Source organism: Shinella sp. M31, assembly GCF_049199205.1.
GTDB lineage: Bacteria > Pseudomonadota > Alphaproteobacteria > Rhizobiales > Rhizobiaceae > Shinella.
Window position 1 is genome coordinate 1 of sequence record NZ_JBLZPH010000107.1, and the last position, 8,340, is coordinate 8,340.

The window sequence follows — 8,340 nt, forward strand, 5'->3', positions numbered from 1 at the left end:
ACATGTAGCCGACGGTGACCTTGCGGTCGAAGGCTTCACCCGTACGGCCGTCGTACAGAACCGACTGACCGGAAGAGTTGAGGCCCGCACGCTCGAGCATGCTGGCGACGTCGGGTTCATGTGCACCGTCGAAGACCGGCGTTGCGATCGAGACACCCTTGCGGGACTGCTCGGCAAGCTTGACCAGGGCGTCGTCGTCGAAATGGGCGACTTCGTCCTTGGCTTCGCTCTCGTAAACTTCCGTCAGCTCGCGCTTCAGGTCCGAGATGTCCATGGTCTTGCGATACTCGTCGAGCAGGTCGCCGATCTTCTTGCCCATGCCGGCGCAAGCCCAGGCAAGGTGGGTTTCGAGGATCTGGCCGACGTTCATGCGCGACGGCACGCCCAGCGGGTTCAGGCAGATGTCGACATGCGTACCGTCTTCGAGGAACGGCATGTCCTCGATCGGCAGGATGCGCGAGACGACGCCCTTGTTGCCGTGACGGCCGGCCATCTTGTCGCCCGGCTGGATCTTGCGCTTCACAGCGACGAAGACCTTGACCATCTTCATGACGCCCGGAGGCATTTCGTCGCCGCGCTGGACCTTTTCGACCTTGTCCATGAAGCGCTGTTCAAGGCGCGACTTGGATTCGTCGTACTGGCCGCGGAGCGCTTCGATTTCGCCCTGAACCTTCTCGTCTTCGACGGCGAACATCCACCACTGCGAGCGGGGATATTCGGAGATCACGGCGTTCGACAGCTCGGTGCCCTTCTTGAAGGCCTTCGGGCCGGCGACGGCGACGTGGCCGCGCAGCATGTCGATCAGACGGCCGTAGACGTTACGGTCGAGGATCGCCTGCTCGTCGTCACGGTCCTTCGCCAGACGCTCGATCTCTTCGCGCTCGATCGCCATCGCACGTTCGTCCTTCTCCACGCCATGGCGGTTGAAGACGCGAACTTCGACGACGGTGCCGAAGGTGCCGGGCGGCATGCGCATGGAGGTGTCGCGAACGTCGGAGGCCTTTTCACCGAAGATGGCGCGCAGGAGCTTTTCTTCCGGCGTCATCGGGCTTTCGCCCTTCGGGGTGATCTTGCCGACCAGGATGTCGCCCGGCTGAACCTCTGCACCGATGTAAACGATACCGGCTTCGTCGAGGTTCTTCAGCGCTTCTTCCGAAACGTTCGGAATGTCGCGCGTGATTTCTTCCGGACCCAGCTTGGTGTCGCGGGCCATGACTTCGAATTCTTCGATATGGATGGACGTGAACACGTCGTCGGAGACGATGCGTTCGGACATCAGGATCGAGTCTTCGTAATTGTAGCCGTTCCACGGCATGAACGCGACGAGCGCGTTGCGGCCGAGTGCCAGGTCGCCGAGGTCGGTCGACGGACCGTCCGCGATGATATCGCCCTTGTTCAGAACGTCACCGACGGTGACCAGCGGGCGCTGGTTGACGCAGGTGTTCTGGTTGGAGCGCTGGAACTTCTGCAGGCGGTAGATATCGACGCCGGACTTCGACGGATCGAGGTCTTCCGTGGCGCGGATAACGATACGGGTCGCGTCGACCTGGTCGACGACGCCGCCGCGGCGGGCCGCGATGGCAGCGCCCGAGTCACGGGCGACGACCGGTTCCATGCCGGTGCCAACGAACGGTGCTTCCGCGCGCAGCAGAGGCACGGCCTGACGCTGCATGTTCGAACCCATGAGCGCGCGGTTGGCGTCATCGTTCTCGAGGAACGGGATGAGCGCCGCCGCGACCGAAACGAGCTGCTTCGGCGAAACGTCCATCAGGTTGATCTGGTCGCGCGGTGCGAGCATGACTTCGCCGGCGTGACGGCAGACGACGAACTCTTCAGCGAACGAGTTGTCGCTTTCGAGCACCGAGTTTGCCTGAGCCACGTGGTACTTGGCCTCTTCCATGGCGGAGAGGTAGACCACATCCGTCGTCACCTTGCCGTCGACGATCTTGCGGTACGGGCTTTCGATGAAGCCGTACTTGTTGACGCGGGCGAAGGTTGCAAGCGAGTTGATCAGACCGATGTTCGGGCCTTCCGGCGTCTCGATCGGGCAGATACGGCCGTAGTGGGTCGGGTGAACGTCGCGGACTTCGAAGCCGGCGCGCTCGCGCGTCAGACCACCCGGGCCAAGAGCCGAAAGACGGCGCTTGTGGGTGATTTCCGACAGCGGGTTCACCTGGTCCATGAACTGCGAGAGCTGCGAGGAACCGAAGAATTCACGAACCGCGGCAGCAGCCGGCTTCGCGTTGATCAGGTCCTGCGGCATGACCGTGTCGATTTCGATCGAGGACATGCGTTCCTTGATCGCGCGCTCCATGCGCAGCAGGCCGAGACGGTACTGGTTCTCCATCAGCTCGCCGACCGAACGAACACGGCGGTTGCCGAGGTTGTCGATGTCGTCGATCTCGCCCTTGCCGTCGCGCAGTTCGACCAGCATCTTCACGACGGCAAGGATATCGTCCTTGCGCAGCGTGCGAACCGTGTCGGCAACGTCGAGGTCGAGGCGCATGTTCATCTTCACGCGGCCGACGGCGGAGAGGTCGTAACGCTCCGCATCGAAAAACAGCGTGTTGAACATGGCTTCGGCCGAATCCATGGTCGGCGGTTCACCCGGACGCATGACGCGGTAGATGTCGAACAGAGCGTCCTGGCGGTTCTCGTTCTTGTCTGCGGCGAGCGTGTTGCGGATGTAGGCGCCGACATTGATGTGGTCGATGTCGAGAACCGGGATTTCGTCGAAACCAGCCGACAGGATGACCGGCAGGGTCTTCTCGTCGATTTCGTCGCCGGCTTCGAGATAGATTTCACCCGTCGTGTAGTTGACCACGTCTTCGGCAAGGTAGTTGCCGTAGAGGTCTTCGTCGGTCGCCTTCAGAGCCTTGAGGCCCTTTTCGGAGAGCGAGCGCAGCAGGCGCGGGGTGAGCTTCTTGCCGATTTCGACAACCACTTCACCGCTGTCGGCGTCGATCATATCCGCGACGGCCTTCTGGCCCTTCAGCGCGTCGGGATTGAACGGAACACGCCAGCCCTTGCCGTCACGCTGGTAAAGCGACTTCGTATAGAAGGTCGACAGGATTTCTTCGCCGTCCATGCCCAGCGCCATGAGGAGCGAGGTGACGGGAATCTTGCGGCGACGGTCGATGCGCGCATGCACGATGTCCTTGGCGTCGAACTCGATGTCGAGCCAGGAACCGCGATACGGGATGACGCGCGCAGCAAAGAGCAGCTTGCCGGACGAATGGCTCTTGCCCTTGTCGTGATCGAAGAACACGCCCGGCGAACGGTGCATCTGGGAAACGATGACGCGCTCGGTGCCGTTGACGATGAACGTGCCGTTGTCGGTCATGAGCGGCATGTCGCCCATGTAGACGTTCTGTTCCTTGATGTCCTTGATCGACTTGGCGCCGGTATCCTCGTCGATGTCGAACACGATGAGGCGCAGCGTCACCTTCAGCGGCGCAGCATAGGTCAGGTCGCGCTGACGGCATTCCTCAACGTCGAACTTCGGCTGTTCGAATTCGTAGGAAACGAATTCGAGCATGGAAGCGCCGGAGAAGTCCGTGATCGGGAAGACCGACTTGAAAACCGACTGAAGGCCCTCGTCCGGGCGTCCGCCGGCGGGCTCATCAACCATCAGGAACTGGTCGTAGGATGCCTTCTGAACCTCGATGAGGTTCGGCATTTCTGCGACTTCGGGGATTTTACCAAAAAACTTGCGTACGCGCCTACGACCGTTAAACGAAAGGGTCTGAGCCATCGTCGCTCCTTCAAAATTTGCATCCGGGCCTGCAACAGACGGGGTTCGCTGGCCAGTCGATCCCGTCGACCAATGGGTTGGTTCAATCTCGTCTTGCTGTCAGGCCACGGGCCGGATTGCCCTGTCGCCTGGAGGAAGACCATCCTCTTGAAGAACCCATTACCCAAAAGCCGTTTTTGCGGCTTTTGGGTAATCAGTTCGGAGGAATCATCAATGGGAGAGGGTCGAAACCCTCTCCCACCGCATTCCGATATTACTTAACGTCGACCTTGGCGCCGGCGTCCTCAAGCTTCTTCTTGAGGTCAGCGGCTTCAGCCTTGGAAACGCCTTCCTTGACAGCCTTCGGAGCGCCTTCGACGAGGTCCTTGGCTTCCTTGAGGCCGAGGCCCGTGATGGCGCGGACTTCCTTGATGACGTTGATCTTGTTAGCGCCGGCGTCAGCCAGGATAACGTCGAACTCAGTCTTTTCTTCTTCAGCCGGGCCAGCAGCAGCAGCGCCGCCAGCAGCAGCAACTGCTACGGGAGCAGCAGCCGAAACGCCCCACTTCTCTTCGAGAAGCTTCGAAAGCTCAGCGGCTTCCAGAACGGTGAGGGCGGACAGGTCTTCTACGATCTTTGCGAGATCAGCCATTTTCGTATTTCCTTTTGTTCGGTTCGAACTGGTAAGTTTGATTTACAGCGAAAAACCGCCTCAAGCGGCTTCGTCCTTCTTGGCATAGGCTGCGAACACGCGGGCAAGCTGGCTTGCCGGTGCTGCAACGACCGTAGCGACGCGCGTAGCCGGGGCTGCAAGCAGACCCAGGAGCTTTCCGCGAAGCTCGTCGAGCGAAGGCAGGGTCGCAAGCGACTTGACTGCTTCTGCGTCGAGTGTGGTCGCACCCATGGCGCCACCGAGAACAACGAGCTTGTCGTTGGTCTTGGCGAAATCCATGGCTACCTTGGGAGCAATCATCGGATCATTTGCGTAAGCAATGAGCGTCTGACCCTGGAAGAGATCCGTGATCCCTTCCGACTCCGTACCCTGAAGGGCAATTTTGGCCAGGCGGTTCTTCGCGACCTTGACGGTACCGCCCGCAGCACGCATCTTCGAACGAAGATCGTTCATCTGCGCAACGGTGATACCGGCGTAGCGGGCCACGACAACCGAACCGGAAGCCTTGAAGACTTCGTTCAGCTCCGTGACGAATTCGCGTTTTTCCGCTCTTTCCACTGTGCCTATCTCCAGTTGACAGGACCCTAGACTTCTCAGGGGACCTGCCGGGTTTACCTTTGCCGCCAGGGATCATCTCAAAAAGCTGATCCCGAGCGACGCTCGAGGATCCTGTCCCCCCGCGCTCGGCCTTTGGGCCGCGACACAAGGTAAGGTAGGTTCGAACCGAATTCCGCGTCATCCGACGCTGAAGAAATCCAGGTCTCACCCCGTCTCATGCAGGCAACGTGATTAAGGCCTAACCACCTGCAATCTCGGACAGGAGTTCCGGGCGTTTAGTCCCGGAAATTCCCGGCCAGACAAGGCCGGGAATTCTGTTGCGGTGCGGCCGAAGCCGGACCGGAATTAGGAAACGGTCGCGGGGTCGATCTTGACGCCCGGGCCCATCGTCGAGGAAATGGCAACGCGCTTGACGTAGTTGCCCTTTGCACCCGCCGGCTTCGCCTTGACGACGGCGTCAGCAAAAGCCTTGATGTTCTCTTCCAGAGCCTTGGCGTCGAAGGAAGCCTTGCCGATGCCGGCGTGGATGATACCAGCCTTCTCGACGCGGAACTCGACAGCACCGCCCTTGGATGCCTTGACGGCGCCGGTGACGTCCATGGTGACGGTACCGACCTTCGGGTTCGGCATCATGCCGCGCGGGCCGAGAACCTTACCGAGACGGCCGACGAGCGGCATCATGTCCGGGGTTGCGATGCAGCGATCGAAGTCGATCTTGCCGCCCTGGACGATTTCGAGCAGGTCTTCCGCGCCGACGATGTCAGCACCGGCAGCCTTGGCTTCGTCAGCCTTGGCGCCACGAGCGAAGACGGCGACGCGAACGTCACGGCCCGTGCCGTTCGGCAGGTTGACAACGCCGCGGACCATCTGGTCAGCGTGACGCGGGTCAACACCGAGGTTCATCGCGATTTCGACGGTTTCGTCGAACTTGGCGACGGCGCGCTCCTTGACGAGAGCGATTGCGTCCGAGAGGGCGACCAGCTTGGTCGGGTCGATGCCTTCACGGATCTTCTGGATGCGCTTTGCGATCTTGGCCATGGAATTAACCTACCACTTCCAGGCCCATGGCGCGGGCGGAGCCCTCGACCATTGCCATTGCGCCTTCGATATCGGCGGCGTTGAGATCCTTCATCTTGGCTTCGGCGATCGACTTGATCTGAGCCTTGGTGAGCTTGCCGACCGAACCGCCCTTGCCGGGGGTCTTCGAACCGGACGTGATCTTGGCTTCCTTCTTGAGGAAGTAGGTCACCGGCGGCTGCTTCATCACGAAGGTGAAGGACTTGTCCTGGTAGTAGGTGATGACGACCGGGATCGGCATACCCTTTTCCATTTCCTGCGTCGCTGCGTTGAACGACTTGCAGAATTCCATGATGTTAATGCCACGCTGACCAAGCGCCGGGCCGATCGGCGGAGACGGGTTTGCCGATCCTGCCTTGACCTGAAGCTTGAGCTGGCCTGCAACTTTCTTAGCCATTTTCTCTGCCTTTCAGAATGCGGCCGGTTGCCCGGCCCATGATGCCGATCAAAGACCGGCGGCTGCGGTTGCGTGGTGCGGTCTTGTGACGCCCGGCTAAGGCACCCTTCCCTTCCACGCGAGCGGCGGAAACTTCCGCCACCAACCCTCTGCGAGGATTGGATTTTCTCCAAGCGACACCCGAGGGCGCCGCCAAAAATCAGATTTTCTCGACCTGGGCGTATTCCAGCTCCACCGGGGTGGCGCGACCGAAGATCGACACTTCCACCTTGAGGCGCGAACGCTCCTCATCGACATCCTGAACCGTGCCGTTGAACGACGCGAACGGACCGTCGGAAACGCGAACCTGCTCGCCGATCTCGAAGGAGACCGAGGGCTTCGGACGATCGACACCATCCTGAACCTGCGACAGGATGCGCTCGGCCTCGCTGTCCGGGATCGGAACCGGCTTGTTGTCAGAACCGAGGAAGCCCGTGACCTTCGGCGTGTTCTTGATGAGGTGGTACGCTTCGTCCGTCAGGTTCGCCCGCACCAGCACGTAGCCGGGGAAGAACTTGCGCTCGGAATCGACCTTGCGGCCGCGACGCACCTCGACAACCTTCTCGGTCGGCACGAGGATCTTTTCGAAGAGATGATCAAGACCCTTCTGACGGGCCTTGTTCTCGATATCCTCGGCGACTTTCTTCTCGAAATTCGAATAGGCGTGGACGATGTACCAACGGGAAGCCATGTTCATCTCCAACCGATCAGGCGGCAGCGCCGAGGACGAGGCCAACAAGCCAGCCCATCAACTGATCCGCAGCAAAGAAGAACACTGCGGCAAGGAAGACCATGATGAAGACCATGATGGTCGAGATCATCGTCTCGCGCCGCGAGGGCCAAGTCACTTTTGCCGTTTCGGAGCGTACCTGCTGCAGAAACGCAATCGGATTCGTTTTCGATGCCATTGAATGTCCACGCCATTACGGCGCGTAAAGCTGAGATATCAGCCCCACGCACCGCGTGTCTGTTTTGCCCTACATAAAGCCCGATTCCCTTTTTCACAAGAGGCAACCGAACTTTTAACGAATTATGACGGCCTTACCGTCACGCCATTCCGACCGTCGCTGCAAGTGGTCCGCGCTGTCCGGCGAAGAATGGCAGGGGCAGAGGGGCTCGAACCCCCGACCTGCGGTTTTGGAGACCGCCGCTCTACCAACTGAGCTATACCCCTACATGCTTGCCGTATCCGAAGCGAACCGCCCGTCACCGGCAAGGCATGGCGTCTTTACGGCGCGGGGGCGGACTTGGCAAGTGCGAAAAGTGTATTTTTTACAACAAATCAGTGCTTGTTTGAGGATACTGCCCTGCCCCATTGGCACCCGCCCCTCATCCGGCCTGCCGGCCACCTTCTCCCCGCAAGCGGGGCGAAGGAGATATGCCGCACCGCCTTCCTGGATCTCCGGCACCGCGTGGGGCAAGTCCCCTGCCCGCCTGCGGGGAGAGGGTTATGTTGAGGGGTAAAACCCGTACGAAGCAGGCACCGAAAACGAAAAAGCCCCGCGGTTTTCCGCGGGGCTTCCAGTCAGATCAAAGACCCGAAATTATTCGACGATCGAGGCAACGATGCCGGCGCCGACGGTACGGCCGCCTTCGCGGATAGCGAAGCGCAGCTTTTCTTCCATCGCGATCGGAACGATCAGTTCAACGGCAACCGTGACGTTGTCGCCCGGCATGACCATTTCCGTGCCTTCCGGCAGCGAAACAATACCGGTCACGTCCGTCGTGCGGAAGTAGAACTGCGGACGGTAGTTCGTGAAGAACGGCGTATGACGGCCGCCTTCTTCCTTCGTCAGGATGTAGGCTTCAGCCATGAACTTCTTGTGCGGCTTGACCGAACCCGGCTTGCACAGGATCTGGCCA

At 60.3% G+C, this 8,340-nt stretch carries 7 protein-coding genes, 1 tRNA gene and 1 pseudogene; all 9 read right to left on the reverse strand.

Annotated elements, in window-relative coordinates; translation table 11 throughout:
* The coding region (rpoB, locus tag ACOZKU_RS18180) for a DNA-directed RNA polymerase subunit beta (protein ID WP_421580058.1) at positions 1 to 3,754 on the reverse strand (3,754 nt) is incomplete at its 3' end.
* A 253-nt stretch (positions 3,755 to 4,007) separates the two neighbouring features.
* The gene (gene rplL / locus ACOZKU_RS18185) at positions 4,008 to 4,385 is read right to left on the reverse strand and encodes a 50S ribosomal protein L7/L12 (protein ID WP_421580059.1); all 378 of its coding nucleotides are present in this window, start codon (positions 4,383 to 4,385) and stop codon (positions 4,008 to 4,010) included.
* 60 nt (positions 4,386 to 4,445) lie between these two features.
* Positions 4,446 to 4,964: a 50S ribosomal protein L10 gene (gene rplJ, locus ACOZKU_RS18190; RefSeq protein WP_117372567.1), complete on the reverse strand. Its 519-nt coding sequence runs from the start codon at positions 4,962 to 4,964 to the stop codon at positions 4,446 to 4,448.
* Positions 4,965 to 5,309: 345 nt separating this feature from the next.
* Positions 5,310 to 6,002, reverse strand: coding sequence for a 50S ribosomal protein L1 (gene rplA, locus ACOZKU_RS18195; RefSeq protein ID WP_314095366.1), 693 nt, complete (start codon positions 6,000 to 6,002; stop codon positions 5,310 to 5,312).
* A gap of 4 nt (positions 6,003 to 6,006) precedes the next feature.
* Positions 6,007 to 6,438, reverse strand: coding sequence for a 50S ribosomal protein L11 (gene rplK / locus ACOZKU_RS18200; RefSeq protein WP_314095363.1), 432 nt, complete (start codon positions 6,436 to 6,438; stop codon positions 6,007 to 6,009).
* A gap of 199 nt (positions 6,439 to 6,637) precedes the next feature.
* Positions 6,638 to 7,168 (reverse strand): transcription termination/antitermination protein NusG, encoded by a 531-nt coding sequence (gene nusG / locus ACOZKU_RS18205; RefSeq protein WP_064329841.1) that lies wholly within the window; start codon positions 7,166 to 7,168, stop codon positions 6,638 to 6,640.
* Positions 7,169 to 7,184: 16 nt separating this feature from the next.
* Positions 7,185 to 7,385, reverse strand: coding sequence for a preprotein translocase subunit SecE (secE, locus tag ACOZKU_RS18210; protein WP_421580060.1), 201 nt, complete (start codon positions 7,383 to 7,385; stop codon positions 7,185 to 7,187).
* A 190-nt stretch (positions 7,386 to 7,575) separates the two neighbouring features.
* Positions 7,576 to 7,651: transfer RNA gene (locus ACOZKU_RS18215), tRNA-Trp, on the reverse strand.
* 370 nt (positions 7,652 to 8,021) lie between these two features.
* Positions 8,022 to 8,340: pseudogene (tuf, locus tag ACOZKU_RS18220) on the reverse strand (elongation factor Tu); the annotation flags it as partial.